A 25,592-nucleotide genomic window follows, 5' to 3' on the forward strand; every position below is an offset into this window, starting at 1 on the left:
ACGGCAGTGGTGAGGCTCACGCGTCGCGGAGGAAGGTCGCTACCGGCTCGACGACGAGCTCGGCCGCCGAGCGACGGAGGCGCCGCATCGCCCTGTCGGCGAGGTAGGTCCCCGCGCGGAGGCCGACCCACCGACGCCCGTCGCCGAGCCTTCCGTAGAGCCAGGTCGCGACGTTCGCGTCACGAGGGAGCGCCGTGAGCTCTCGAACCCACGAATCGACCTCCGGCGGGTACTCCCCCCACGGAGGTCGCGCCCCCGCGGCGTCGCGCTCGAACGCGGTCGCGAGCCCCTCGGCCACCATGTGGTCGACGAGCGTGCCGCGGGGGATCACCGTGTCGCGGACCAGGTGGTGGAGCTCGTGGAAGAGGCTCGCGCGGAGCTGCGACGCGACCACGCCGAGGACACCCGAAGGCCCTTCGGGGCAAACGACCCACGCGACCGTGCTCGGCGGGATCGCTGTCGCCGTCTCTCCGGTCTCGGGAACGACGTCGCAACCCTTCGTGACCGTGAACGTCAGGCTCGACCCGAGCGCGGGGAGGAGGGCGCGGACCTCCGAGAACGTGGCCTCGACCTTGGCGACGATGGCGGCCCGCTCACGTGCTCCGAAGCCGTTCGATGCGAAGTCGACCCTGACCGGGGAGCTTCGGCACGCCGCCGTTTCGACGAGCAGCCCGAGGCCGAGAGAGGCGAGCGCGCGACGCGAGACCCTCGCCGGACGGCTCATCGCGCGGTCACCCGCCGTCGCGCTGGCGCGATTCGATGGCCGCGACGGCCTTGTCGAACGCTTCGCCGCGAACACACGACGGATACGCCGCCCTCTTCTTGGCGGCCTTGGACGGCACGAGCTGCAGCACGGCGAGGGCGCGTTTGTCGCCTGCTTCGCCTGCGCGATCGACGTACTTTCGCATCTCGCACGTGCCGAGCGTGGCCCGGAGATCGAGCGCGACACCGAGCGCCGCGTTGCCCTTCGAGCGCACGTCCGTCTGCTTGAGGAGCCCCTGGGCGCGCTTCGCGGCCTTCGTGTAGTCCTTCGCGTAGTCGCCGAAGGCCATGTCGTAGAGCACGTCGGGACCGGAGGCGCCGAGCCCCGACGCGAGCAGCGCAAACGCCTCGTTTTCGGCCGCGTTTTCGCCGAGCGCGAGGTTCCGTACGGTGACGAGCACGTCGATCGCGGAGCGCTCTTGGGGGCGGCGCTCGACGAGCTTTCGCGCGTGGACGATCGCCTTCTTCGGGTCCGAGTCTTTGTAGGCCGTCATGAGGGCGCGGTGCACCTGGGAGGGGCACGAGCGCTTCTCGGCGTAGGGTGCGAGGATCGCGACGGCCTTCTCGGTCTGGCCCGCCTCGAGCGCGGCGAGGCCCTCTTTGATCTTCGGGTCGACGACGGGCGGCTCGGGAGCGAGCGGATCGAGCTCGATGATGGCCGCGGGATCGTCCCCGTCTTGGGGCGCGGACGACGCGGAGCTCGGCGCCGATACGAGGCCCGAGGGCGTCGCGTCGGCCTCGGATGCGGGGGGCTTCTTGCCCCCGAGCGCGAGCGCCATGACCACCACGAGCAGCACGACGACCGCCGCGCCGCCGGCGACGATCGCCTGCTGCCGAGGCGAGATGGGCAAACCCTTCGGCGCCGGTTGCGCGGGCTCCGGAGGTGGCGTGGGAACGAACCGCGAGAGCGAAGGAGCCGTGCCGCGGAACGCCGTGGGGAGCGCGCCCCCTTCGACCCGACCCGACGCCACGAGCAACAAAAAGAGGCCATCGAGCTGCTCGAGCAGCGTCTTCGCGTCGGGCGTGCGATCCGAGGCCTCTTTGGAGAGGAGGCGACGGACCACCTCTTCGACCTCGGGGGGAACGTCGGCGCCGCCCTTGTCGGCCATCTTCGGGACGGGCGCGGTGACGTGCATGCCGAGGAGCCGGATCTTGCTCTCGTCCTCGAAGGGGCGCGCGCCGCAGAGCATCTCGAACATCATGACGCCGAGCGCGTAGAGGTCGGCGCGGGCGTCGATGTCTTGGCCGAGCGCCTGCTCGGGCGCCATGTACTCGGGGGTGCCGTAGACCATGCCGGCTTGCGTGAGCACCGGCGCGCCCGGCTCGCCCTTCTGGGTCGACTTGGCGAGCTCGCCCACGGGCACCTTCGCGATGCCGAAGTCGAGCACCTTGACCACGTCCTTGTCGCCCTCGCGCTCGACGAGCATGACGTTCTCGGGCTTGAGATCGCGGTGCACGATGCCGAGCCCGTGGGCACGAACGAGCCCCTGCGCGATCTGCCGCACGATGCCGAGCGCACGCGCCACGGGCAGCTTGCCGCCCGCGAGCACCTCACGGAGGCTCTGCCCTTCGAGCAGCTCGAGCGCCAAGAAGAAGCCCCCGTCGGGCAGCTTGCCGAAGTCGGTCGCGGTGGCGACGTTCGGGTGGTCGATGTGCGCCGCGGCCATGGCCTCGCGCTCGAACCGCGCGACGACCTCGGGCATGTGGCTCATCTCGGGGTGGAGCACCTTGATGGCGACCCGCTTCCGCATGAGCGTGTGCTCGGCCAAGTAGACGGCGCCCATGCCCCCTTCGCCGAGCACGGAGAGGAGCTTGTAGCGGTCGGAGACCGTCGTGCCCACGAGGCTGTCGGGGCCCGTCTTCGCGAGGGTCGCCGAGCCGGCCACCGAGGTCTTGGTGCTCTTCGGGAGCTCGGCGCCACTGTCCCACGGCTCGGGGACGGGGGAGTCGATGGGATCCGAAGGCGCCATGGGGACCTCTCATCCCCTACCACAGGGAAGGCGGAAATGGGCGCGGAGCTGGACGAGCTCGACCACGCCGCCTACGCGCAAGCAACCATAACCATTAAGCATTTTGCGAAGGTGAGCGGGCGCGACCGTTCGCGGCTCACCAATCGGCCAGGAGGCCCACCGCGAGCGAGAGGCCGACCCCATCGGCGCCGCCGGCCCCCGAGTAGGCGCTCCCATGGTGCCCGACGCCGAAGACCGACTGCACCTCGCCGAAGAGGGAGAACGGCTTGCGAAACCTGTATCCTGCACCGACTCCGAGCGGCACCTCGACGAACCCGCCCGAGAGCGCGCCCGGTCCCGAGATCCACGTGCGCGCGTAGCCGACGCCCACGCCCAACCAGAGCGAGAACGCCTCGGTGCGTGGGACGGGCGAAACCAAGCGAAAATGCGCGCCGAGCGACCCCGTGTGGCGACCTTCTCCTGCCTGGGGAGCGAACGCGTAGGCGCCGTACGCGCCGACGCGGACGAACGGGAAGAGGGCGACGTGCCCGCGGAGATCGAGCCTCGGACCGGGCCCCGCGTCGGGGACCCCTGCCCCGCGCGACGACAAGAACCGCTTCTCGAGGCCGGCCGAGAGAGACGCGTCGGAGTGGAGCTGGGCCGAGGCCTCGGACGACACCACCACGACCGAGACGAGCACGAGCGCCGAGACGCACACGCGCGACGAGAAGGAAGCCATCTCGCTCAGCGTACACCACGGCGCGCGGTGCCAACGACCTTGCCCGCGCGGCGATGCCGTGAAAAGAAGCGACCATGTCGCTCCGCCCCGTCGTCGCCGCTGCCGTCGTCGCTCTGCTCGCCGTGGCGTGCGAGATCGAGCCCTACAAGGGGGACGCGGGGTCGTCGAGCACGTCCACGACCACCGACTCGGGGAAATACGATTGCTCGAAATTCTCGGGCTACAAGAAGATTTGCCCGAACGATCCTTCGCCCGCCGAGAGCCCGGTCACGCTCTGCCAACGGCACACGACCCACCCGAAGTGCGGGGACCTCGGGGCGGCGATCATGGAATGCTTGTGGGGGCTCCAGGGCCGCAAGGACATGTGCGGCGCCGACGGGGTCACGCTCGCCGGCCGCGTGCAGACCCTCTGCGGCAGCGCGGACGACGCCAACGAAGAGTGCCGCGCGAAGAACCCGTGATCCGGAGCGTGCCAGTGGCACACCTGGTCGGGCGAAGCATCCTGTAAATTCGGGCACTTACAGTGGCACACGAGGTGCATAGGCGGGTGCCATGTCCACGAGCCTTCGCCTCCACGCCCTCTTCGCTTCTCTCCTCGGCGCGACCGCCGTCGCCGTCGGCTGCAATGGAACCATCGCCACCGAGGCGGACGGCGGGGCGCAAGACGGGGGCACCGTGCTCCCCGACGGCGCGGTCGTGACCGACGGGGCGGTCCTTCCGGATGGGGCGGTGGTCACGGACGGCGGCACGCTTCCGCCGTTCGAGCTCGAGGTGTGCCTCTCCGAAGCCGAGAGCACCTACCTCTTCCCGAAGGACGCGACCTTGGCGACGGGCGTCGACTTCCTCGGAGGGTACGAGCTCGGCGGCGATCAAGGAGGCACGCCCTCGACGATCAAGGCGTCGGCGCACCTCGTCGGAAAGGCCTGTGCGACCGCGAGCGACGCGGCCGCGTGCGAGAAGGCGCTCGGCACCCTCGACGCGACGACGCCGTATTGGGGCTGCAATGGGTTCTGCCCACCGTTCCCGGGGTACCAAGCCCGAACGACCAAGGGCGACACGGTGTCCGTCATCGGCGACCGATCCAAGGTGAAGGACGCGTTCCTCCCCATCGACACGCCGAGCGAAGCGCTCGCGGCGGTCACCGCGCTCCACTACGCCGGCTGCGAGCCGGGCAAGAAGAACGTGAAGAAGCACGCCGACGGCAGCTACTCGGTCAAGGCCGTAGAGTCGCGCTGCGCCCAAGACCCAGCCGCTCCGACGAAGAGCATCGACTCGACCGACGAGGTGTCGTACCGCGTGACCGCGAGCGGCGCCGTGACCGAAGAGGCGCGCGTCCGCGTGAAGGAGCAGAAGAACGACCACGGATGCCCGGTCGCGGGGCGAAAGCCGATGGGCCTCGTGCCCGCGAACGAAAACGGGGGCTCCTGCGCGGGACAGTACTTCGCCAAGATGGCCCACCTCGAGGCGGCGAGCGTGCTCGCGTTCGCGCACATGGCCGAGGAGCTCCGGGCGCACGGGGCCCCCGAGGAGCTCGTGGCGAGGGCGGTCGCGGCGATCTTCGACGAGCAGCGGCACGCGAGCGCGATTGGCCAGCTCGCGCGTGAGCGAGGGGCCCGGGTCCCCGAGGTCGTCGCCGCGGCGCCGCGTACACGAACGCTGCTCGAGATGGCGATCGAGAACCGGCGCGAGGGCTGCGTCCGCGAGACGTACGGCGCGCTGCTCGCCCACTACCAAGCCGAGACCTCCGTCGACCCCCACGTACGCCGCGAAATGGCGCGTATCGCGCACGACGAGACCCTCCACGCGGCCCTCTCGTGGGACCTCGACACCTGGCTCGTGTCGAAGCTCGGAGAGGCCGAGCGCGCCCAGGTCCGCGAGGCGGAGCGCGAGGCCATCCGAGAGCTCACGATCGAGTGCGCGCAGCTCTTCGACGCCGAGACCCGCGCGGTCGTGGGCCTCCCGTCGCCCGAGCTCGCTCAGAGCCTATTTTCCAGCATGCGCGCCGGTCTGGGCCTGGCCGCGTGACGAGCCACCACCGCCACGCGAACCGTTGACCCTACCCCGTCGTGATGATTGCCTCGAGGAACACCCCATGAAGACGCCTCGCCTCCGCTCGCTGCTCCTTCCCCTCGGGGTGCTCCCCTTGCTCGCGGCGACGCTCGCGGGTTGCCCGGACGACCCCACGGTCGTGCCTCCCATCCCCGACGCCTCTCCCGACGTCGTACCCATTCCGGGCAAGGCGACGTGGCACGACGTGACCACCGAGCTGCCCGAGGCGCTCCTCTCGGTGAGCGGTACGTCTCGTGACGACGTGTTCGTGGTCGGCGCCGACAAGGGCAAGGGCCCGCGCGTCGAGCGGTTCGACGGCACCACGTGGAAGCCGCTGGCCACCGGTCAACATGGGGATCTGTGGTGGGTGCACGCGCTCCCCGGCGGCCCCACCTTCATGGCCGGGGCGTCGGGCATGGTGCTCCGCTACGACGGCCAAAAATTCGAGCGAATGCCCACCCCGGGCCTCGCCAAACAAACCGTATTCGGGGTATTCGCCCGCTCCGCCACCGACGTGTACGCCGTGGGCGGGGCGAGCGGTCGCGACGGCTTCATTTGGCACTACGACGGGAAAGCCTTCACCGAAGTACGGCTCCCCGACACGATGCCGCGCCTCGAGAAGGGCGAGATCCCCGGCCTCTTCAAGGTGTGGGGAGAGGGCGACGATCTCTGGGTCGTCGGCGGTGGCGGAACGCTCCTCCACAAGAAGGGGGACGGCCCCTTCGCGGTGGTCGCCACGAACATGACCGAGACGCTCTTCACCGTGCACGGCGCCAAGGGCAAGGTGTACGCGGTGGGCGGGGCCTCGAACGGCAAGGCCCTCGAGATCGACGCGGCCACGCTCGCGGTGCGCGACGTCTCTCCCGAGGGAGCGGGCCTCCTCCAAGGGGTGTTCGCCACGGGAACCCGGGTCGTCGCGACGGGCGAGCGCGGCACGGTCTACGAGCTCGGCCCCACCGGGAAGCTCGCGGCCGCGTCGGCCCAGCCGGGCGCAAAACCGCAGTCGTACCACGCCGCGTGGGCCTCGCCGGACGGCGAAGTGTGGGCCGTGGGCGGCGAAGTACTCTCGCCGGCGCTCGCGCAGGGCGCCATCGTGCACTTCGCGGAACGTGCCATTCCCGGAGTGAACAAGACGACCCCCGACGGCGGCACCGACGGGACGGTCCCCACGCCGGTATGCCCGCCCGAGGTGGTGAGCATCGGCGCCGACAAGTCGATCGCGCGCCGCTGGGACGAGCAGATCCTCGCGTCGATCCGGCGCGATTTGCCGCGCCCCACCGTGCACGCGCGGAACCTCTACCACCTCTCGGCGGCCATGTGGGACGCGTGGGCCGCCTACGACACGACGGCCGACGGCGTGTTCGTGAACGAGCGCCTCACGGCGGGTGACATCGAAGCCGCGCGCAAAGAGGCTATTTCGTATGCCGCTTATCGCATCTTGACGAGGCGCTACCAGAAGGCCGCGGGCGGGCCGGTCTCCGTGGCCTGCTACGACGCGGTGATGAAGGACCTTGGATACGATCCGAGGGACACGACCGACACCGGCGCGACCCCTCGAGCCCTCGGGAACCGCATCGCCAAGGCCGTGATCGCGGCCGGAGACAGCGACGGTTCGAACGAGGCCAACGACTACGCCGAGCTCACACCCTACACCTCGCCGAACCCACCGCTGGTGGTCGACTCGGCCGGCATCACGATGAGCGATCCGAGCCTTTGGCAGCCGCTCAACCTCTCCGTGGCCGCGACCCAGAACGGCATCATCTTGCCCGCCGGCGTGCAGGGATACATCGGTGGCAATTGGGGAGGGGTGACCCCATTTGCCATGAAACGAGCGTCGAGCACCGTGCCGTGGCACGACCCGGGGCCTGCACCCGACTTCGGCCCTGCGATGAAGCCGTGGGTCATCGACGTCCTGCGTACTTCGTCGAAGCTCGACCCCAAAGACGCCGAGACGATCGACACGTCTCCCGGGGCCTATGGCAATAACTCCCTCGGCGCGAACGACGGCAAGGGGCGCCCTCTGAACCCCGTGACGGGGCAACCGTACGCGCCTAGCGTCGTGAAGCTCGGGGACTTCGGCCGAGCCCTCGCCGAGTTCTGGGCCGACGGCCCCAAATCGGAGACCCCGCCGGGCCACTGGAACGTGCTGGCGAACGGCGTAGTCGACACCCCGACGGCCCCCAAGAAGCTCTTCGGCGCCGGCCCCGATCTCGCGCCGCTCGCGTGGGACGTTCACATGTATCTTGCACTCAACGGCGCGCTCCACGACGCGGCCATCACGGCGTGGGACGTGAAGCGTCGCACCGTGCGCGCGCGGCCCATCGCCCTCGTCCGGTACATGGCTCAAAAGGGGCAGTCGAGCGATCCCCAGCTCCCGAGCTACTCGGCCGACGGGCTCCCCCTCGTGCCGGGCTTGGTCGAGCTCATCACGAAGGAGAGCTCGGCGCCCGGGCAGCGCCACGAGAAGCTCTCGCTCTTCGTGGGGCAAATCGCCATCAAGACGTGGCGGGGCGAGCCCGGTGACCGCACGACGGAGCTCTCGGGCGTGGGCTGGGTGCGCGGCGTCGACTGGATGCCTTACCAGCGCCGGAACTTCGTCACCCCCGCGTTCCCGGGGTTCATCTCCGGGCACAGCACCTTCAGCCGCGCGGCCGCCGAGACGCTCACGCAGATCACCGGGAGCCCGTTCTTCCCGGGTGGGTTTGCGGAATACACGTGCCCGAAGGACAAGTACCTCTCCTTCGAGATCGGGCCGAGCACCGAAGTGCACCTCCAGTGGGCGAGCTACTACGACGCGGCCGACCAGGCCGGTCAGTCGCGCATCTGGGGTGGCATCCACATCGAGCCGGACGACTTCGTCGGGCGCAGGCTCGGGGCGCTCGTGGGGACCGAGGCCACGGCGCACGCGCGGAAGTTCTTCGACGGCACGGCCATTCCGTAGTCCGCCGGGCTCACGACTGCCCGAGGATCCGGAGCGAGAGCGCGCGCTCGGCGAGCCACACGACGCCGAGCGCGGCCAGCGCGAGAGACCCTACCGTGAGCACTCCGCGCCGGTAAAAGAGCGTACGGCGTAGGGCGAACGCGACAGGCAAGAACACCGCGACGACCGCGAGCTGCCCGAGCTCGACGCCGACGTTGAAGCCGAGGAGCGAAGCCACGAACGTGCCCTTCGCCAGCGCCAAGTCTTCGAGGGTGGCCGAGAAGCCGAAGCCGTGCACGAGGCCGAGAGAAAAGGCGACCGACCACCTTCCTTCGCGGAAGAGGGGCACGACGTTGTTCAACGCCGCGAGCACCACGCTCGCCGCGATGACCGACTCGACGAGGCGTGAAGGGAGACGCACGAGGCCGAACGCCGAGAGCCCGAGGGTGAGGCTGTGGGCGATCGTGAAGGCGGTCACCACGCGGAGCACGTCACGGACCACCGGGCCGAGCGCGACGGCGGGATCCCAGGAGCGCTCGCGCCTCACGAGCACGGCGGGGAAGAGCAACGCGAACAGGAAGGCCAAGTGATCCGTACCCTCGGCGATGTGCTCGAGGCCCGTCCTCACCATGGCAAGGAAGCTGCGCGTCGCCGAGGGCCCCTCCCCTACGTCCAGCGTGCACGATGGGCGCGTGGCCGCGAGCACGCACGTCTTCGCCCCCGCTCCCGAGCCGAGCGCGACGATGCCACGGTGCTGGGGATCACGGTCGAAGAAGAGCGAATACGTGAGCCCGAGCGAGCGCGGTGGGGCCGGGCAGGCATAGTCGACCGTGAGCACGAGATACGCCCCATCCGCGTGCCGAACCACGCGTGCCTCCGCGTCCGACGGGGGAGCGACGGGGCAGGGGGAGGCCCCCGAGCCGACCGTGAGCCCCGCCTCGGCGAGGGCCCGTGCGCGTGGCACGACGTGTTTCGTCTCGGCCCACGTCACCTCGCCGTCCTCGTTGCCGTCGAGCTCGGTCGCGTCGGCGAGGTCTCGTAGGGAAATGTCCCACCGCGCGCGCACCCGCGAACCTTCGACCGAGAGGTGGAGGTAGGCGTCGCTCGGCTTGTGAGCTTCGGCGCGGCGCACGACCAACGTCGTGAACAAGAACACGAGCGCGACGAGGAGCCAGGTGCGAATCACCGCGAGAGCTCCTTCGCGAGGCGCACCAAGGCGGGCTCTTCGCATCGTGAAGCGGCGAGCCAGGCGAGCACCGGGGCCGCGCGATCGGGCCTCTTCGCGGCGAGGGCAGCCTCGAGGAAGACACGCGCGTCGGCGACCTCCCGTTGGACCGCCCAGTTCTCCGCGGCCAAGCCTAGCGCACGATCGGCGTCGCCCTCGAGCACGAGACGAAACCGGGCCTCTTCACGCCGATGGACCACGTCTCCCCGAAGCGCGCTCGCGCGAAAGCGATCGGCGAGGAGCGCCGTGTGCGCCGCCGCATCGGGGTGGCCGAGCGCCTTCTCGGCGAGCGCGAGCCGCAAGAGGAGCCCGTCGTTGTCCTCGTGGCCTCGGAGCCTCGCCACGACGTCGCCCGCGCGACCCGTGTCGAGGTCGAGGTCCGAGAGAGCGCCGAGCACGTAAGGGTCACCGGGCTCCGCGAGCAGCGACGCGGCAAAATGCGACCTCGCGGCGTCGTTCTTGCCCGCGCGCACGGCGAGCTCCCCGAGCACGGACGAGGCCCACGCGCGCTCCCCGGGAGAGAGCGTGGACGCGGTGGCCGCCTCTCGGAGCGCGAGGCGGGCGTAGGCACCGGCCGCGTCCCCCGTGAGGCTCGCGATCGTCTCGGAGCACACGGCCACGACGAGCGCTGGCGCGCGGCGAACGAGCTCGTCGCAATCGGCCTTCGCCTCGTCGTACCGCGCGAGCACGGTTCGCACCACGGCGCGCGTGAGCCACGCTTGCGCGTCGTCGGGGGTAGCGCGGAGCACGACGTCGAGGTCGGAGAGCGCGCCCTCGAAGTCGTGGCTGCTCTGACGAATCGTGGCCCGGAGGACGAGCGACTCCGTGGGCGGCGAGGGCATCTCCCAGAAGGGCCGCAACGCGGACTCGGCCTGCCCCAAATACCTGGGATCGCTGCGGGCCCGCGACAGCTCGATCGCCGCGCGTGCCACTCGGAGCGCGAGCGTGAGATCGCCCGGCCGCGCCGAGAGCTCTCTGCGAAGGCGACCAAGCTCCCGAGAGCGCGGCCCCTCGGTGAACGAGGGGAGACGCTCGAGCACGACGCCATCGCCCGAAGGCACGAAGGGCCCCGCGGTCGCGGCGGAGGGCTCACGAAACCCTACGACGAGCGCACCGACGACGGCGAGCACGACGAGCGCGACGCGATGCCGCTCGACGAAGGCGCCGCGAGGCGCGCGAGTGCCGGTTCGAGCCCCCATGACCCGATTACTTCTTGGGCGCCTTGAGCTTCGCGAAGCCCTCGACGATCTTGGCGGCGAGCGCCTTGTTCTCGGGGCTCGGCTTCCCGACGCGGAGCGTGAGCAGCGTGGCGCCGCTCCTATGCACCTCGCGCCCGGGGATATTGGAGAATCCTTTTTTGGATATGCCTTCACCTTCGCGAGCAGCCTTTTCGTCGACGTACTCGCACACGTCGACCACGAAGTCCTCGGAGGGATTCTGAGCGGCGATGCAATAGGCAGCTTTCCACGCGGCCGCCAAGTGCTGCTTCGGAGCATCGAGCGACGCCCCGACGGACCTGGCCATGTCGAACACGTCTTCGGCGGGCACCGCGCCACGCGGGCGGCTCTTCGCCTCGGCGGCGAGGCGCGGTCCGAGCCCGAGCATCGCCTCGGAGAGCTCGAGGGGCGCGGCGTCCCGCGCGTCTCCCGCGTCACGGGCGTCGCTGGCGAGGGGCGCGGCGGACGACGACGACGACGACGACGATGACGGAGCCGAGCTCGCGGGCGGCGAAGGAGGGTCGGACTTCGTGCAGGCGGCGAGGACGACGAGCGCGAGGGCGGCGAGGCGACGGAGGGCCATGACCATTCGTTAGCACGCAGAACGAAGCCCGAGCCAAGGGCAAATTCGACCTATTTTCGGCCACGAAGGCGCGTCGAGCGCCATCGTCGGCGCCGATGGATCCAGCCGGCTCGCCGACTCGTAGCGTCGGGACGCGGGGCGTGCGCCTCGCGCGTACCAAGACCGTTTTTCACATGTTTCGGAGGATCGAATGCGAACGAGATTCATAGGGTGCGCGGCGGCTGCCATGCTGGCCGCACAGCTCGTCGGTGCGCCGGAGGCAAACGCCTCGAGCCACCGCGAGGCCCCGTTCATCACGAAGAACCCGAAGGTCGACAACACCGACTTCTACATGTTCCGGAGCTACGAGGCGGACCGCTCGGAGTTCGTCACGATCATCGCGAACTACATCCCGCTCCAGCACGCGTACGGCGGCCCGAACTACTTCGCCATGGACCCCGACGCGCTCTACGAGATCCACATCGACAACACCGGAGACGCCCAAGAAGACTTGACGTTCCAATTCCGGTTTCAGAGCCCGCTGAACGACGCGACCGGGAACACCGGATTCGCCCTCCCGATCGGCCCGGCCGGAAATCAGAAGACGGTATCGATCCCGCTCATCACGGCAGGCCCGATCTCCGACGCGAACGGCCCATTCGACGGCCTGAAGCGAAACGTCAAGGAGACCTACGACGTCAAGGTCGTGCGCGGTAACCGCCGCACCGGCCAGTCGGCGGCCGTCACGAAGACGACGGGCCCGGGCGGCGCGGTGTTCGTAAAGCCCATCGACTACATGGGCACGAAGTCGCTCGGCGACGCGGCCGCCTACAAGGCCTACGCGGACGCGCACATCTACAACGTGAACATTCCCGGCTGCACGGCCCCCGGGGGCAAGAGCGCGCGGGTGTTCGTGGGTCAGCGTCAAGAAGGGTTCGCCGTGCTCCTCGGCAACATCTTCGACCTCGTGAACGCCCCCGCGGGCGCCCTCACGGATCCCACACTCGACGTCCCGAACCCGATCGGCAAGACGAACGTCACGTCGATCGCGCTCGAGGTCCCCATCTCGTGCCTCAAGGGCGCGGCGACCGACGTGGTCGGCGGATGGGCGACGGCGAGCGTCCGGCAGGCGCGCGTCGTGAACCCGCAGCCGGGCTACCTCACGCCCACGAAAGAAGGCGGCGCCTGGGCCCAGGTCTCTCGCCTCGGGAGCCCGCTCGTCAACGAGGTCGTCATCGGCCTCAAAGACAAAGATCGCTTCAACGCGAGCGAGCCGAAGGACGACGCGCAGTTCGCGGACTACGTGACGCACCCCACGCTCCCGGCGCTCGTCGAGGTGCTCTTCGGGCCGACCGTGAAGGCCCCGACGGCCTTTCCCCGTGCCGATCTCGTCGCGGCTTTCCTCACCGGCGTGCCCAACGTGAACGCCTTCCCGGCGGGCGCGAAGGCCGCCGAGATGCTCCGGCTCAATACGGCCCTCCCCGCGCGGAGCTCGCAGTTCCGCGCGGCGGGCGCCACGGGCGGCGGCCTCGGCGCGGCGGGTTGTTTCAAGCCCGGCCCGAACCCCGCGACCGACGCCAAGGTGCTCGACACGGCGCTCCCGTCGTGTGACCCGGCGGGGTTCCCGAACGGGCGCCGGCCCGGCGACGACGTGGTCGACATCGCGCTCCGCGTCGTCATGGGATATCTCCTCCCGAACGACGCGGCGCCTGCCGGAAACCTGCCCTGGGGCGACGCCGTCCAGCAGCACGACGGCCAGTTCCAGGCGAGCTTTCCTTACCTGAATTCCCCGAACCCGGGCGCGGACTTCCCCCCGCTCCCGTACTGAGGAACATTCATGAGAAAGCCCATCCTCGCACTCTCGCTCGTGGCGCTCCTCGTGCCGCTCGCGACGGCGTGCGGCGACGACGACTTGCCCGTGGTCGTCGACGCCGCCGCGCCGGATTCGTCCGGTCCGCCCATCCCGACGGGGACGAGCACGAGCACGTCCAGCCCCGACGCCGGTGACGGCGGCGGCGGGCCGGAGCTCTTCACCGATTTCGTGAAGGACATCGTCGCGCGTGACACCGCGCCCACGACGTTGCCCCGAGCGATCAACGGGAAGACCTTCGCTCCCGATCCGGAGGACCCGCGCGCCTTCCCGGCCGCGTTCTTCCAGTAGCCCGACACCGAGGGCCCCGCGTCGCTGCGGGGCCCTCACCCCTCCCGCGGGGCCAACGCAGCGCGACGGACCTCGTCAGTCGCGCTTCATTTCGACGGCCCTCAGGGTACGCGCGAGCACGTGGCCGCCCTCGAACCCCGGGGCGTCGGTCGTCCAGAGTGGCGCTTTGGCACGCCCGAGCGCGCTCGCGACGATGGCGTGGCGCTGAGCTATGGCGTCGGGGTTCGCCGTGGTGTTCGCGGGGAGCGCCGAGACGGCCTGACGCGCGAGGATGCCTGCGTCCCGCGCGAGCGCCGCCCACCACGACGGGACGTGGCCGAGCTCATTGTAGAATGCAAGCACTTCGGGATCGCCGATGTCGGAGGCTTTGGCCGCGACGATCGGGAGCACTCCGGCCCCCACGGTGAAGAAGCGCGTGTGGGCGGCGCGGTCCGGGATCTCCGCGTCGAGGGTGGCCGCGAGGAACGGGGGAGCTCCGGTCCGGCGTGCGCCCATGATCTTGAGCTCGGAGATCACGTCCGATAGGCAATCCCGTGGCCCCGCGACCACGAACGCCGACACGTCGGCCTTGGCCCAGGCCGTGATCGGAAACCGCGGGAGGCCCGGCCGCGGCGGAGCGAGGTCGCACCCCACGGCGTCGAAGGCCTTCGTGAGGCCCCCTTGAGAGAGCGCACCGTCGAGCGACGATCTCCCCTTCGCGGGCGACGACGAGATCACCTGCGCCGCGCGCACGGAGAGGCCCGCGAGCGCGCGCGAGAGCACCGAGACCTGAGCCTCACGGGACTCTCCCACCACGTATCCCGCGCGGTCGGGCAGCGGCTCGGCCATCGGCGGATGCAGCAGGATCACCGGCATGCCGTGACGCTCGCCCCACCTTAGCGCGCGGTCGGCCGAGGGGCCGTCGAGCCCCGCGATGATGACGGCCGCGCCCTCACCGAAGAGCTCTTCCATGGCGAGATCCGAGCCTCCGTCGCCTGCGCCACCCGCGTCATTTCGCACGACGAGGCGCACGGCGTCTCTCCGCTCCCCCGCGGGCTTCGGGAGCTCGAGCGCCCACGAGACCCCGCGGAGCACGCTCGCGGCCGCGTCGCGCAGCTCGGGCTCACGAATGGGCAAAAGAAGCCCGATCGTGCGCCCCTGCACCTCGCGGAGGCCACGGCGGCTCGCGGCGAGCTCGAGCACGTGCGGGCCTGCGTCACCGAACGCGTCGGCGCCGCCGGGAGTGACGTCGAGGAGCCAGCGGGCGAGCTGCGGATCTTCGTTCTGGATCGCGATTTTGGCGAGGCGCGCGGCCACGAGGCGCTGGATGTCGGAGGAATACCCACTCCCGGCCTGCGCGCGCATCGCGCGGTACGTGGCTTCGATCACGCCCGCGGGCATGGCCTCGAGCGCCTTCGCGATCTTGGCGCGGCTCGCCTCGCGTTTGTCCTCCGAGACGCCGCGCAGCCACGCGTCCATGTACGCGATGGCCTCGTAGTCGTCCCCCGAGCCGAGAGACGCGAGGGTCAGCTCTTCGAGGAAGATCCCGCGCACGGTCTCGTCGACGGCCTTCCCCACGAGCGGACGGAGGAGGTCGAGCGCCGCTTGGTTGTCGCCGCGGTGCCGGAGCGACTTGGCGCGCGCGACGGCGAGCATGTCGGCCTCGGGGCCCGGGTGGACCGCGCTCGGCTCGCTCATGAGCAACGAGAGCTGCGCGTCGGCCGCGTAGAAGTCACCGAGCTGCATGTGGGTGAAGACGAGGTAGAGCTTCGCCGTGGTCGCGCTGCCGTCCTTTGGAAAACGCTTGAGGTGGCGCTCGACGAGCTTCAGGAGGAGCCGCGGCTCGACGTCGCGACGCTCCCACGCGTCGCGCACCTCCTCGAAGCTCTGCGTCGCCTCCACCGAGCGAGACGTCACGAAGACGGGCGTGGGCCCCCTCCCGGACGAGCCACACGACACGACGAGGGGTGCCAAGACCAGGCCGACCAGGCCGACGCCGAGGCGCACCCGAGCGGCACACATGCGCCGTCCCGGGCTCGTGGTTCGTGGCAGAAGGGCCTTCACCGCGCCCCGAGCTTAGCAGCCTGGGCATCGACCCGGCGCCTCGCAAAATCGGTGGCTCCCCGCCCGACACCGGGCCGAGCGACTCCAGCGGTCCGCTGATTTTCTCCCGCCCGAAGGATCACCGGGGCGAGAGACCGCAAATCGTGCGGGAATTTCCGGCATTTCGGGGGCTTGGAACCTTGACCTTTGCGGCCCCGTCTTCTACATGCGGACCCCGTGCGCGAAGGTCTCGGCGAAGCAACGGGTGAGGAGCGAGCGTCGTCGCGGCGTGCGTTCTTGCTCCGCCGCCTGCACTCGCTCTCCGGCGTGCTCCCGGTCGGGGTCTTCCTCGTCGTGCACCTTTGGACGAACGCCTCGGCGCTCGGCGGTCGTGAGCCGTTCGATCACGCGGTCGACGAGATCCAGAAGCTCCCGTTCCTCCCGTTGGTCGAGGTGGTCGGGGTCATCCTCCCGCTCGCGTTCCACGCGCTCTTCGGGGTCTACCTCGCCACTCGAGGGAGCGCCAACGTCGGGCGGTACAACCATGCGCGCAACTGGGCCTACGTGTTCCAGCGCGTCACGGGCGGCGTCGCGTTCCTGTTCGTGCTCGCCCACCTGTGGGAGCTGCGTATCCAGAAGTGGCTCTTCGGGATGTCGCACCACGCGTTCTTCGACACCCTCGTGTCGCACCTCGGGTCGGTACGATTCGGCCTACCACTGACTGCGATTTTTTATCTGATCGGCATCGGAGCGAGTGTGTTCCACCTCGCGAACGGCCTCGTCACGTTCACGATGACCTGGGGCCTCGTCACGTCCCGCCGAGCCCAAGGGCGTCTCGCCCTGGTCGCCGCGGCGTTCGGCACCATCCTTTTCCTCGTCGGAGCTGGTACGGTCGTGTCCCTCTCGACGGGGTCCGTGATCCCTCCCGCCTCGCCACGCGAGGCCCCCTGCCCCTGAGCTCTCTGCCCATCTTGGGCGCCATCGTCCGCTAGTTCGTCACTTCGAGGAGTACCCCATGGCCAAGGCCGCCATCACCACCAGCGAATCCGGGAAAGTCCGCCGCGTCATCGTCGTCGGCGGAGGCCTCGCGGGCCTCACCACCGTCATCAAGCTCTGCGAGGCGGGCGTCCCGGTCGACCTCTTCTCGCTCGTGCCGGTCAAGCGCTCGCACTCGGTGTGCGCGCAGGGCGGCATCAACGCGAGCGTGAACACCAAGGGTGAGGGCGACTCCCCCAAGGTGCACCTCGAGGAGACGGTGTACGGCGGCGACTTCCTCGCGAACCAGCCGCCCGTCAAGGGAATGGCCGACGCGGCCCCCGGCATCGTCTTCATGCTCGACCGCATGGGCGTGCCCTTCAACCGCACCCCCGAGGGCCTCCTCGACTTCCGCCGCTTCGGCGGCACGCTCTTCCACCGCACGGCCTTCGCGGGCGCCACCACGGGCCAGCAGCTCCTCTACGCGCTCGACGAGCAGGTCCGCCGCTACGAGACCATCGACGTCGAAGACGACAAGGGCGTCGTCATCCGCGGCGAGAAGATGGTCCGCAAGTTCGAGTTTTGGGACTTTCTTTCCATCATCCAAGACGACGAAGGCCGCGCGCGCGGCATCGTCGCCCAAGACCTCAAGTCGATGCAGATCGAGTCGTTCCCGGGCGACGCGGTGTGCCTCGCGACGGGCGGCCCGGGCATCGTCTTCGGGCGCAGCACGAACAGCGTCATCAACACCGGCACCGCCGCCGGCGCCGTGTACCGCCAGGGCGCGTGCTACGCGAACGGCGAGTTCATCCAGGTGCACCCCACGGCCATCCCCGGCGCCGACAAGCTCCGCCTCATCTCCGAGAGCGCGCGCGGCGAGGGCGGGCGCGTGTGGGTCCCCAAGGATCCGAAGGAGAAGCGCCGCGGCAAAGACGTGCCCGAGAAAGACCGCGAGTACTTCCTCGAGAACAAGTACCCCGGGTACGGCAACCTCGTCCCGCGCGATATCGCGAGCCGCGAGCTCTTCCTCAAGTGCTTCCACGAGGGCAAGGGTGTCTTCAACCCGAAGAGCGGCAAAAACGAGCTCGAGGTCTACCTCGATCTGACGCACATCCCGGAGCCTACGCTGCGCCGTAAGCTCGCGGGAATCCTCGAGATTTACGAAAAATTCGTCGGCGAGGATCCGTACCACAACCCGATGCGCGTCTTCCCGGCCGTGCACTACTCGATGGGCGGCCTCTGGGTCGACTTCGAGCGCTCGGCCGACGGCTCGCTCGTGAAGGGCTCGCCCAGGAACCAGAGCACCAACATCGAGGGCCTCTACGCCGCGGGCGAGGTCGACTACCAGTACCACGGGGCCAATCGCCTCGGCGCGAACTCGCTGCTCTCGTGCATCTACGCCGGCCTCGTCACGGGCCCGGCCATGGCGACCTACCGCCAGAACCTCGGCAAGAGCTCGTGGGACATGCCCTCGTCGCTCTTCGAGAAGGCCGAGAAGCGCGAGCAGACCAAGTACGACGGCATCCTCAAGCTCGACGGCCCCGAGAACCCGTACCGCATCCACAAGGAGCTCGGCGAGACCATGCTCCGCGACGTCACCATCGAGCGCCACAACGGCACGCTCGAGAAGGTGCTCGAGAAGCTCGGTGAGCTCGAGGATCGCTTCCACAAGGTGGGAGTGACCGACACGAGCGCGCGCGCGAACCAGGGCGCCCAGTTCGTTCGCCACCTCGAGAACATGCTCGTCATCGCGCGGGTCATCGCGACCGGCGCGAAGAACCGCGACGAGTCCCGCGGGGCGCACTACAAGCCCGACTTCAAGCAGCGCGACGACGAGAACTGGCTCCGTACGACGATGGCCATGTACAAACAAGACGGCAATCGCAGCGCCGTCGAGTACGTGCGCGCGGTCGACTACAACCTGCTCGGAAAGCCGCTGCACGTCACCGACGAGGTCGACATCTCGCTCGTCACGCCGCGCGCGCGCAAATACGAGACGGCAGGCGCGGCTTCGGCCGCCGCCACCGGCAAGGGCGACACCAAAGAAGCCGGAAAGGAAGCAGGCGCGAGCGCCTGAAAACGAGGCACACCATGGCAGACGGAAGCAGCCCCAAGAAGAAGTCCTCCGGAAAGACCGTGCGCCTCCGCGTGCACCGTCAAGACGGCCCGCACAACCCCGAGACCAAGCGCGTCGAGGAGTTCGAGATCGACTGGCACCCGCAGATGAACATCATCTCGGCGCTCATGGAGATCCAGCGGAACCCCGTGACGGTCGAAGGCAAAGAGGTGGCCCCCATCGTGTGGGAGTCCGTGTGCCTCGAAGAGGTGTGCGGCGCTTGCACGATGATCGTGAACGGCCGCGTGCGTCAGTCGTGCACGGCGCTCATCGACCAAATCTCGCCGAACGGCGAGGTCATCGACTTGGCGCCGATGACCAAGTTCCCGCTCGTGCGCGACCTCCAAGTCGACCGTAGCCGCATGTTCGACGACCTCAAGAAGGTCAAGGCGTGGATCAACCTCGACGGCTCGCACGAGCTTGGGCCGGGCCCGCGCCAGTCGCAAGAGAACCAAGAAGAGGCCTATCCGCTGTCGCGCTGCATGACCTGCGGCTGCTGCATGGAGGCCTGCCCGCAGGTGCACGAAGGCTCGAACTTCATCGGTCCTTCGGCCATCAGCCAGGTGCGCCTCTTCAACCTCCACCCCTCCGGAAAGATGCACGCGGCCGAGCGCCTCGAAGCCGTCATGGGCGAAGGTGGCGTCGCCGACTGCGGCAAGGCGCAGAACTGCGTCGAGGTCTGCCCGAAGGAGATCCCGCTCGTCGACAGCATCGCGCAGGTGTCGCGGCAAGCGACCAAGCAGATGCTCTTCGGCTGGCTCTTGAAGTAGTCCCGCGAGGACGACGTACCAGAAGGGCTCGCGCTCCGGCGCGGGCCTTTTTCCTTTGGCGCACTTCCACTCACTCGCGTTCGTCGACGCGAATGCTCCGCCCCGTGACCATGCCGAGCACACCCCCGACGACGAGCACGGCAGCCGGGACCAACACGGCGAAGCGGCCGAGGACCTCGGTCGAGAACGCGCCGAAGAAACCGCCGACGAGGAACCCCGCGGCGATCGTCGAGAGGAGCGCGATCTTCTCGGTCGGCGGGCGCACGGACGACGACGGCCCCACCGAGAGGCGCATGTTCACGCGGCGCGAGAGGCCTCGGCGCGCGTAGCGGAACCACCGCGCGGCCTCGATGCCCAAATCGGTGACGACCCCCGTGAGGTGCGTCGTGCGGACGACGGCCCCCGAGAGGCGCGTGACCAGGCTATTTTGTAGCCCCATCGCGCCGCAGAGGAGGAGCGCGGGCATGTCCTTCGCGACCGTCGCGCCGGGCTTCACGAGCGCGACGAACGCGACGAGCGTCCCCGCCTCGAAGAGCATGAGGAGGCCGTACGTGCGCGCGGGCGGCCCGAAGAACTCGCTCTCGATGGCCATGCTCGCGAGGAACGCGCCCACGAAGAACGCCGCGATGAGCACCACGGCCGTCACCGCCGAGAGCGGATTTCCCAGGGCGACGTCGTTCGCGAGGCGGCCGACGTTGCCCGTGACGTGCGCCGTGAACGCGCCCACCAAGAGGAAGCTCGCCGAGTTGACGAAGCCCGCGACCCACGAGAGGTACGCCGCGAGGACGCGGTTCTCTCTCGGTGTGCGATCTGCGCCTGTCTTGTGGAACACGGTCGACGAAGCCTCTCCGGGTGGGCCACGCCGACCTCGGAGCCTATGAGCCTACCACGGCGAAGCCCCGACGACCGTGCGCAGCCTCGGCCGAAATGGACGCTCGTGCGGCGTCACGCTCTCGCGCACGCGCGCACATGATGCGGGCGCGCTGCTACGCTTCGCGCATGAAGACGCTCGTCGCCGTCGTGATCCTCGGAGCCCTCGGCTTCGCGTGCTCGTCGTCGTCCCCGGAGGCTGCGCCCGCGCCCGAGGCCAAGGTGCGCGGAGATTTCGATCCGGTGCCCTTCGGCGACGCGCGCCCCGTGGAGCTCTACGTGCCGAGCACCTACACCGACGACCGCCCCGCGCCGCTGCTCGTGCTGCTCCACGGGTACGGCGCGAGCGGGCGATTGCAGGACGCCTACCTCGGGCTCCGCGCCCAGGCCGAGGCGCGCGGCTACCTCTACGCCGCGCCCGACGGCACCCCCGACGCGTCGGGAAAGCGCTTTTGGAACGCGGGCGCGTGCTGCGACTTCGGCAACGTGGGCACGGACGACGTCGGGTATTTGACCGGGCTCGTCGCCGCGATCGGGAAGCGTTATCGCGTCGATCCGAAGCGCGTATTTTTGATCGGGCACTCCAATGGTGGGTTCATGTCGTACAGGCTCGCGTGCGACGCCGCGGACACGTTCGCGGGCATCGTGAGCATCGCCGGCACGACGTGGACCGACACGTCACGCTGCGCGCCACGTTCGGCGGTATCCATTCTCCACGTGCACGGCACGGCCGACGACACCATTCGCTACGAGGGCGGCACCTTCTCCGGCTTTGCGTACGCGAGCGCCGACGCGACGACCAAGCGCTGGGCCACCCTCGACGGCTGCGGGAGCAACGCGGAGACCGCGCCCGACCTGGACGTCGACGCGTCCCGACCCGGCGCCGAGACGGGCGTCACGCGCTACACCGGGTGCCGCGACGGTGCGAACGTCGAGCTCTGGACGGTGCGTGAAGGGCAGCATTTGCCCGCGTTCGGGCCGCAGTTCGTGCCGAAGGCGCTCGACTTCCTCGACGCTCACCCGAAGCCGTGAGGGCCTCGGATCACGCCGGGTGGATGCGGAGCACGCTCTCCTCGGCGGGAACACCAAGGCGAATGGGAAACCCGTAGTGCGCCGTGCCTCGGTGCACCCAGAGCCTGTCGTGGCCGCGGCCCCAATAGCCATGATCGGGCATCTTGTTGCCGCCGAGCTTGAGGAAGGTCCACGAGAGGCCGAGGCTCACGAGGCCGAGCTGGCCCCCGTGCGTGTGCCCCGAGAGCACCAGGTCGGCTTCGCCCTCGGGCAAATCGCGGAACGCGCCGGGGTTGTGCAAGAGGATCACGCGCACGACGCCGGGGATGCGCGGGTTCTCTTCGCACACCCGAGCGAGGTACTCTTTGGTACCTCGAAAGGTGAAGTCGGTGCCGACGATTTGCACTTTGCCGCCGCGGGTGTCGACCACGCGCGACTCACCCAAGAGGAGCGGGATTCGATTGGCCTCCATGGCGTGCGCGACCGTACGCGGCGCCTCGAGATCGTGGTTCCCGTGGCAGGCGAACACGCGCCCCTCGAGCTTTTTCAAGGGCGAGAGCGCCTCGCGCAAGAGGCTCGGCTCGGGGTTCGACTCCATGGTGAGGTAGTCGCCCGTGAGGAGCACCAAATCGGGATCTTGTTCGACGGCGCGCTCGCAGATGGCCTTGAGCCGCTCGACCGACATGAAAGGGCCAATGTGCGGATCCGAGATCTGGACGATACGAATGGGGCTCTCGGTGAGGCGATTCCCCCGCTTCGTGGGGACGACGTCCCCCGCGCGATCGGCCGGTGAGCTGCGATCGGCGAGGGAGAGATCGATGGTCTCGCGCTTCGTGCGGAGAGACTGCACCATGCCTACGGCCGCGAGCACGTAAGGCACCCACGGCGCGGGGACGTGAAACCCGAGCCCGAGCGCCACGGCCCACGGGATGCCTAGGAGCGTGCCCGCCGCGAAGAACGACGCGGGCCAGCTCACCACGACGCGGTACCAAAAGGGGCGCATGCGCGGCCGCGTGAGCGCCACGAAATTCACGAACACGATGGCGTGGAGGACCGAGAACACGGGCAAGAGCGCGCCCACCTCGTGGCTCAACGCGTTCGCCACCGCGGCGTAGATGCCCACGAGGACGCCGACGAACACGGCGAAGGCGCGGCTCCGTCGCCACGCCGCGACGAACGTGATCGAGAACCCGACGACGGTGATCCACGAGAACGGTGACATCGCGAGAGAAGCTTGTAACGCGCCTTCGCCATGCGCACCGGTAAACCTACGTAAACCCGCACGGTCGAGCTCGGCCTTCCCGAGCCGAAGGGCTCGGGAGCTCAGGGATTCAGGGCCTTCGTGCGCCCTTCGCGTCGTCGGCCAGCGGGAACAGCGTGACCATGCCCCCGTCGGGTTTGGTCCAGTACACCCAGTCGACGTTCGCGCCGTAAATGCGGCTCCGGAACGCGGTGCGCACACCTTCGCTCGAGGGGCACGCGTGCTCGTGCGCGGCGACGCCGAGCGCCACGAGGCACGCGGGCGACATGCCCACGTGGAACCCGCCGACGGGCTTCTCGATGCGCGCGCCGAGCTTGGCGGGGGCCCACGTGTAGGTCACGGTGGCCACGTCGGCGTCGGCGAGGCCTTCGCGCGAGCAGGTGTACGCGATGCGCCCCGCGCGCTCCTCGAGGTACACACGCGACCAGAGGTGCTGCCCGCCCACCGTACCGTTGCCGTTCGATTCGCCGCAGAACACGTGCTCGAACGCGCCCGTACGCAGCCACGCGTCGGTCATGCGGTCGACGGCCGATTTCCCTTTGCCTTCGCCCCTCGCGAGCGCGCGCTTCATCGCGGGGCGCTCGGCGATCGTGGCGAACGTCTCGCGGATCTTCTCGCGCACCTCGGGCTTGTCGACGTCGTTCGTGTGCGGCGCGGGATCCATGAGGCCACAGAGCCCCTGGAACGCCTCGAAATCGCCCGGGAGCGCTCCCTCGATGGGCGCGAAGAGCGCGCCGTGATCGGGCCCCGCCCCGCACGCGACCTCGTGATGCGAAGGGATGCCGGGGAACGCGTCGCCGTCGGCCCTGGCGCAGAGGTCCTGAAACACGGCGTCCGTGCAGCCCGCGATCGGCGCGACCTCGGCGGCGCTCGACGTGCGCGGAGGAGCCACCTCCGGAGCCTGGCCACACGCCACGATCCCCACGAGTCCCACCACGATCCCCACGAACCTTCGCCCTCGCATGCGCCCCTCCCCGACTTCCCTCTCGAGACCGCTGTACGGTAGCGCGACCCGAACGAATGTCACTTCGAGAGCCTCGTCTCACGGAGGTCTCGCCGAGCTTGGGCAAAAACCGCAGCTGTTTCGACTACTTCGGGTCGCTCAGCCCGCGTCCGCCAGGGCGCTGACCCCGCGGCCCGTGACGCGGTAGAGGAGGCGTGTGTCGCCCATGGCGCGCTCGTCCTCTTCGCCGTCGGGGGCTTCGCCGTACTCGCCGCACGCCTCGACGAGGCCGAGATCGCAGAGCCGCTGCATGGTCTCGAGCTCGTCGCCGTCGAGCTCGTCGCCGTCGAGGCCGCCGTGATCTTCGTCGGAGATCCTCACCTCGCGGAGCAACGAGAGCTCGGCCGGAGAGAGGACCAACGTCAGTGCTCCTCGTGGAGCGAGGGCGTGCGTGGGTAGGCCTCGAAGGCGTAGTCGTAGCTGCCGTGATCGTCTTGGGTGCGGAACCTCACGCGGAGGCCACGCTCGGTGAGCTCGCACGCGATCTCGACGGGGCGCTGCACCCACGTGGTCACGATCGAGCGGACGAACGCCTGCACGTCGACGTAGAAGCGCTCGGCGAGCTGCGAGGGCGTGAGGCGCTTCGTGCCTTGTTCGACCATGTCTTTGAGCTCGCCCAGGTCGACACACGAGGCCACGAAGCCGGTGCCCGTGTCGAGCGCGCTCGGGAGCCTCGCCGCGAGGCCGGGCGCGAGCTCGAGGGCGTGCGCTTGACGCGGATCGGTCCCCCGTGACGGCCCCGGCGATTTCACGGGGGGCAGCGGCGGGAACGCGTTCTTCGCGCGCGGCTCTTCGTTCGGGGGCATGCGCGCCCATATTGGCAAACCCGCCCTCGTCCCGAAAGGGGGTGCGTGCACGGGCGTGTCTCGAGCCCCGCGGGCGCCGCGTTTCCCCCCCCCGGAGGCGTCAGATGCCGAAGCGCGCCTTGTCTTTGGCGACGAACTCGACGTAGGCCTCGCTCGGGAGGTGCGGCTCGATCTCGCCCGCGTCGACGGCCTTCTCGAGCTCGCGCTTGATGTCACCCACGAGGCGCGAAGGCGGGAGCCCGAACGCCTTCATGACGAAGTCTCCCACGCCCTTCGGGAGCGGGGGCTTCACGGCGTCCTCGGCGGCGAGCTTGGCGATGCGCTCGGCGAGCTCCTCGATTTGCTGGAGGCCTTTGCGCTTCTTCTCGGGGCGCTTCGTGGTGATGTCGGCGCGCGCGAGGCACAAGAGGTCTTCCATGTGGGCGCCGAGCTCGCGCGCGAACCTGCGCACGGCGCTGTCGGTCCACTCGGGATCGTACTGGTTCGCGCGGAGGTGGTGCAGCACGAGGAAGCGCACGGTGTCTTTCAGGGCGGCCTCGGGCGTGAAGAGGCCGAGGCGCCTGTCGAGCTTGTCGAACATGCGCGTGCCGACCTCGGCGTGCCCCAAGAAGTGCACCTTCCCGTCGGGGCTGATGCTGCGGGTCTTCACCTTGCCGATGTCGTGGAAGAGCGAGGCCCACCGCACCTCGAGCCGCGGGACGGCCTGACGCACGACCTGCTTCGTGTGCTTCCACACGTCCTTGTGGCGCCACTCGCCGTCCCCGAAGCCGACCATGGCGTGCACCTCCGGGAAGATGGCTCCGAGCGCGCCGCTCTCGAGGAGGATGTCGAGGCCGAGCTCGGGATCGTCGCCCATGACCACGCGGTCGAGGCGGGCGCGCACGGCCACGCGGTCGAGCTTCACGGCCGCCAAGAGAGACGCCGCGTCGCACACGACGAGGCTCGAGGGACGCTCCCCGCGCTCGGCGGCGAACGCGGCCTGCTCGAGCGCGTCCATGGTCGCGTCGGCCGAGCCGTTCGTCGGGGGGGTGGGCTCCTCGGGGGGCATGGGACGGGGTGCGCGTGTGTAGTGCAAGGGAGGCGTTTGGGCAACGAAGGGTGTGTAAGTCCGCGTCACATTTCCGTCTTTTGGTGGACGTCGGGCTTGCCAGGTCCTCGCGGTATGCGAAAACCA

The 25,592-nt window shown here is 69.5% G+C and carries 22 protein-coding genes; 9 read left to right on the forward strand and 13 right to left on the reverse strand.

Features of this window, described 5'->3' with window-relative positions:
• Positions 1-16 precede the first annotated feature (16 nt).
• The 3 genes from IPK71_01095 to IPK71_01105 form a co-directional block, all read right to left on the reverse strand.
• The gene (locus tag IPK71_01095) at positions 17-724 is read right to left on the reverse strand and encodes a hypothetical protein (protein MBK8212318.1); all 708 of its coding nucleotides are present in this window, start codon (positions 722-724) and stop codon (positions 17-19) included.
• Positions 725-731: 7 nt separating this feature from the next.
• On the reverse strand, positions 732-2,732 hold the full coding sequence (locus IPK71_01100) for a serine/threonine protein kinase (protein MBK8212319.1): 2,001 nt from the start codon (positions 2,730-2,732) through the stop codon (positions 732-734).
• A 136-nt stretch (positions 2,733-2,868) separates the two neighbouring features.
• The gene (locus tag IPK71_01105; GenBank protein ID MBK8212320.1) at positions 2,869-3,450 is read right to left on the reverse strand and encodes a hypothetical protein; all 582 of its coding nucleotides are present in this window, start codon (positions 3,448-3,450) and stop codon (positions 2,869-2,871) included.
• Between the two features lie 74 nt (positions 3,451-3,524).
• Here IPK71_01105 and IPK71_01110 point away from each other — a divergent pair, with 74 nt between their 5' ends.
• The 3 genes from IPK71_01110 (at position 3,525) to IPK71_01120 (ending at position 8,440) form a co-directional block, all read left to right on the forward strand.
• Complete coding sequence (locus IPK71_01110) at positions 3,525-3,911, forward strand: hypothetical protein (GenBank protein ID MBK8212321.1); 387 nt, start codon at positions 3,525-3,527, stop codon at positions 3,909-3,911.
• A gap of 91 nt (positions 3,912-4,002) precedes the next feature.
• Positions 4,003-5,475: a ferritin-like domain-containing protein gene (locus tag IPK71_01115; GenBank protein MBK8212322.1), complete on the forward strand. Its 1,473-nt coding sequence runs from the start codon at positions 4,003-4,005 to the stop codon at positions 5,473-5,475.
• Positions 5,476-5,542: 67 nt separating this feature from the next.
• Positions 5,543-8,440 carry a vanadium-dependent haloperoxidase gene (locus tag IPK71_01120; protein MBK8212323.1) on the forward strand — a complete coding sequence of 966 codons (2,898 nt, stop codon included), beginning with the start codon at positions 5,543-5,545 and terminating at the stop codon, positions 8,438-8,440.
• A 10-nt stretch (positions 8,441-8,450) separates the two neighbouring features.
• Here IPK71_01120 and IPK71_01125 read toward each other — a convergent pair whose 3' ends face one another.
• From IPK71_01125 to IPK71_01135, 3 genes are read right to left on the reverse strand one after another with little or no spacing between them, the layout of a single operon-like run.
• Positions 8,451-9,650: a HupE/UreJ family protein gene (locus tag IPK71_01125; protein MBK8212324.1), complete on the reverse strand. Its 1,200-nt coding sequence runs from the start codon at positions 9,648-9,650 to the stop codon at positions 8,451-8,453.
• Positions 9,602-10,843 (reverse strand): hypothetical protein, encoded by a 1,242-nt coding sequence (locus IPK71_01130; GenBank protein ID MBK8212325.1) that lies wholly within the window; start codon positions 10,841-10,843, stop codon positions 9,602-9,604. The genes IPK71_01125 and IPK71_01130 overlap by 49 nt, the downstream gene beginning before the upstream one ends.
• A gap of 7 nt (positions 10,844-10,850) precedes the next feature.
• Entirely contained in the window at positions 10,851-11,444 is a 594-nt protein-coding gene (locus IPK71_01135; GenBank protein MBK8212326.1) for a hypothetical protein, read from the reverse strand.
• Between the two features lie 190 nt (positions 11,445-11,634).
• Here IPK71_01135 and IPK71_01140 point away from each other — a divergent pair, with 190 nt between their 5' ends.
• The gene (locus IPK71_01140) at positions 11,635-13,251 is read left to right on the forward strand and encodes a DUF4331 domain-containing protein (GenBank protein ID MBK8212327.1); all 1,617 of its coding nucleotides are present in this window, start codon (positions 11,635-11,637) and stop codon (positions 13,249-13,251) included.
• Between the two features lie 9 nt (positions 13,252-13,260).
• A complete protein-coding gene (locus IPK71_01145) occupies positions 13,261-13,584 on the forward strand; it encodes a hypothetical protein (protein ID MBK8212328.1) in 324 nt (107 codons plus the stop codon).
• Between the two features lie 75 nt (positions 13,585-13,659).
• Here IPK71_01145 and IPK71_01150 read toward each other — a convergent pair whose 3' ends face one another.
• Positions 13,660-15,480 (reverse strand): hypothetical protein, encoded by a 1,821-nt coding sequence (locus IPK71_01150; protein MBK8212329.1) that lies wholly within the window; start codon positions 15,478-15,480, stop codon positions 13,660-13,662.
• 363 nt (positions 15,481-15,843) lie between these two features.
• Here IPK71_01150 and IPK71_01155 point away from each other — a divergent pair, with 363 nt between their 5' ends.
• The 3 genes from IPK71_01155 to sdhB are packed head-to-tail and all read left to right on the forward strand — an operon-like array spanning position 15,844 to position 19,467.
• Positions 15,844-16,563 (forward strand): succinate dehydrogenase, encoded by a 720-nt coding sequence (locus tag IPK71_01155; GenBank protein ID MBK8212330.1) that lies wholly within the window; start codon positions 15,844-15,846, stop codon positions 16,561-16,563.
• A gap of 58 nt (positions 16,564-16,621) precedes the next feature.
• Entirely contained in the window at positions 16,622-18,658 is a 2,037-nt protein-coding gene (gene sdhA / locus IPK71_01160; protein ID MBK8212331.1) for a succinate dehydrogenase flavoprotein subunit, read from the forward strand.
• A gap of 14 nt (positions 18,659-18,672) precedes the next feature.
• Positions 18,673-19,467 carry a succinate dehydrogenase iron-sulfur subunit gene (gene sdhB / locus IPK71_01165; GenBank protein ID MBK8212332.1) on the forward strand — a complete coding sequence of 265 codons (795 nt, stop codon included), beginning with the start codon at positions 18,673-18,675 and terminating at the stop codon, positions 19,465-19,467.
• Between the two features lie 70 nt (positions 19,468-19,537).
• Here sdhB and IPK71_01170 read toward each other — a convergent pair whose 3' ends face one another.
• The gene (locus IPK71_01170) at positions 19,538-20,299 is read right to left on the reverse strand and encodes a DUF1275 domain-containing protein (GenBank protein MBK8212333.1); all 762 of its coding nucleotides are present in this window, start codon (positions 20,297-20,299) and stop codon (positions 19,538-19,540) included.
• Positions 20,300-20,466: 167 nt separating this feature from the next.
• On the opposite strand from IPK71_01170, the gene IPK71_01175 reads away from it, so the two are divergent.
• Positions 20,467-21,369: a prolyl oligopeptidase family serine peptidase gene (locus IPK71_01175; GenBank protein MBK8212334.1), complete on the forward strand. Its 903-nt coding sequence runs from the start codon at positions 20,467-20,469 to the stop codon at positions 21,367-21,369.
• A gap of 10 nt (positions 21,370-21,379) precedes the next feature.
• Here the strand turns inward: IPK71_01175 and IPK71_01180 are convergent, their stop codons facing one another.
• The 5 genes from IPK71_01180 to IPK71_01200 all read right to left on the reverse strand — a co-directional run bounded on the left by IPK71_01180 (position 21,380) and on the right by IPK71_01200 (position 25,466).
• Positions 21,380-22,570, reverse strand: coding sequence for a metallophosphoesterase (locus tag IPK71_01180; GenBank protein ID MBK8212335.1), 1,191 nt, complete (start codon positions 22,568-22,570; stop codon positions 21,380-21,382).
• A gap of 109 nt (positions 22,571-22,679) precedes the next feature.
• Entirely contained in the window at positions 22,680-23,546 is an 867-nt protein-coding gene (locus IPK71_01185) for a hypothetical protein (protein ID MBK8212336.1), read from the reverse strand.
• Between the two features lie 165 nt (positions 23,547-23,711).
• Positions 23,712-23,972 carry a hypothetical protein gene (locus IPK71_01190; protein ID MBK8212337.1) on the reverse strand — a complete coding sequence of 87 codons (261 nt, stop codon included), beginning with the start codon at positions 23,970-23,972 and terminating at the stop codon, positions 23,712-23,714.
• A gap of 2 nt (positions 23,973-23,974) precedes the next feature.
• Positions 23,975-24,418: a hypothetical protein gene (locus IPK71_01195; GenBank protein ID MBK8212338.1), complete on the reverse strand. Its 444-nt coding sequence runs from the start codon at positions 24,416-24,418 to the stop codon at positions 23,975-23,977.
• A gap of 100 nt (positions 24,419-24,518) precedes the next feature.
• Entirely contained in the window at positions 24,519-25,466 is a 948-nt protein-coding gene (locus IPK71_01200) for an HDIG domain-containing protein (GenBank protein MBK8212339.1), read from the reverse strand.
• Positions 25,467-25,592 lie beyond the last annotated feature (126 nt).

It is taken from the genome of Myxococcales bacterium (assembly GCA_016712525.1).
In the GTDB taxonomy this organism is placed as follows: domain Bacteria; phylum Myxococcota_A; class Polyangia; order Polyangiales; family Polyangiaceae; genus JAAFHV01.

Bases quoted from the DNA above. Each gene is read 5' to 3' on its own strand.
- IPK71_01100 (MBK8212319.1), bottom strand. From the start codon at position 2,732: ATGGCGCCTTCGGATCCCATCGACTCCCCCGTCCCCGAGCCGTGGGAC.
- sdhA (MBK8212331.1), top strand. From the start codon at position 16,622: ATGGCCAAGGCCGCCATCACCACCAGCGAATCCGGGAAAGTCCGCCGC.
- IPK71_01145 (MBK8212328.1), top strand. From the start codon at position 13,261: ATGAGAAAGCCCATCCTCGCACTCTCGCTCGTGGCGCTCCTCGTGCCG.
- IPK71_01135 (MBK8212326.1), bottom strand. From the start codon at position 11,444: ATGGCCCTCCGTCGCCTCGCCGCCCTCGCGCTCGTCGTCCTCGCCGCC.
- IPK71_01095 (MBK8212318.1), bottom strand. From the start codon at position 724: ATGAGCCGTCCGGCGAGGGTCTCGCGTCGCGCGCTCGCCTCTCTCGGC.
- IPK71_01195 (MBK8212338.1), bottom strand. From the start codon at position 24,418: ATGCCCCCGAACGAAGAGCCGCGCGCGAAGAACGCGTTCCCGCCGCTG.
- sdhB (MBK8212332.1), top strand. From the start codon at position 18,673: ATGGCAGACGGAAGCAGCCCCAAGAAGAAGTCCTCCGGAAAGACCGTG.
- IPK71_01180 (MBK8212335.1), bottom strand. From the start codon at position 22,570: ATGTCACCGTTCTCGTGGATCACCGTCGTCGGGTTCTCGATCACGTTC.
- IPK71_01130 (MBK8212325.1), bottom strand. From the start codon at position 10,843: ATGGGGGCTCGAACCGGCACTCGCGCGCCTCGCGGCGCCTTCGTCGAG.
- IPK71_01125 (MBK8212324.1), bottom strand. From the start codon at position 9,650: ATGCGAAGAGCCCGCCTTGGTGCGCCTCGCGAAGGAGCTCTCGCGGTG.
- IPK71_01140 (MBK8212327.1), top strand. From the start codon at position 11,635: ATGCGAACGAGATTCATAGGGTGCGCGGCGGCTGCCATGCTGGCCGCA.
- IPK71_01175 (MBK8212334.1), top strand. From the start codon at position 20,467: ATGAAGACGCTCGTCGCCGTCGTGATCCTCGGAGCCCTCGGCTTCGCG.
- IPK71_01120 (MBK8212323.1), top strand. From the start codon at position 5,543: ATGAAGACGCCTCGCCTCCGCTCGCTGCTCCTTCCCCTCGGGGTGCTC.
- IPK71_01115 (MBK8212322.1), top strand. From the start codon at position 4,003: ATGTCCACGAGCCTTCGCCTCCACGCCCTCTTCGCTTCTCTCCTCGGC.
- IPK71_01200 (MBK8212339.1), bottom strand. From the start codon at position 25,466: ATGCCCCCCGAGGAGCCCACCCCCCCGACGAACGGCTCGGCCGACGCG.
- IPK71_01110 (MBK8212321.1), top strand. From the start codon at position 3,525: ATGTCGCTCCGCCCCGTCGTCGCCGCTGCCGTCGTCGCTCTGCTCGCC.
- IPK71_01105 (MBK8212320.1), bottom strand. From the start codon at position 3,450: ATGGCTTCCTTCTCGTCGCGCGTGTGCGTCTCGGCGCTCGTGCTCGTC.